The sequence below is a fragment of the Noviherbaspirillum agri genome, assembly GCF_054780595.1.
In genome coordinates, this window is record NZ_BAAGWA010000047.1 from 1 (window position 1) to 558 (window position 558).

Annotated in this window: 1 protein-coding gene; it reads right to left on the reverse strand. The window is 53.9% G+C overall.

Going from position 1 to position 558, the window contains the following annotated elements; all coding sequences use genetic code 11:
- A partial coding sequence (locus ACYVIA_RS22280; protein WP_460844500.1) for a transposase occupies nt 1-169 on the reverse strand: 169 nt, incomplete at its 3' end.
- Between the last annotated feature and the right edge of the window lie 389 nt (nt 170-558).

Below are 558 nucleotides of genomic sequence, written 5' to 3' on the forward strand. Positions count from 1 at the left end.
GCATGCGCCAGCTGGCGCCACTGCGAACCACCCAGCGCAAACCGTTAAAGACTTCGCGCAAATCATGGTCGCGTTGGCCGGCATCTAGTGGCAACAAGGAAAGATAGGGGGCGACGAATTCCCATTCATCATCACTGACGTCGCTTGGGTAGGGTTTGCGAGCATTCATGCTCGCAAGACTTCCGCCACGACGCTTAGTTCATAACACCCTCTAGGGATATGGCAAGACCGTTAAGATTGGAGTTTGCGGGAACGGTATATCACGTCACGTCTCGCGGGGACCGGCGTGATGATATCTATCTGGACGGGCAGGAGCGGCAAGAGTGAATGTTGGTGCTGGGTTTGGTAAGCGAGCTTTTTAACCGGGTGACGTAAGATTCACGGACAGAGAACATGCCATTCTTGATACAACGAAGCTGGCCGCTGCGGCCTTACAGCCTGTTTGAAAACTCGAAAAAGTGTAAGTTGGCAGTCTGATGCGCGAAAAGCGCAGGAGGATTTGCCATGTGGACAGAGCGGCATCGAGCGAAACAGGTACGGCAAGGGCACCAGGTAAAG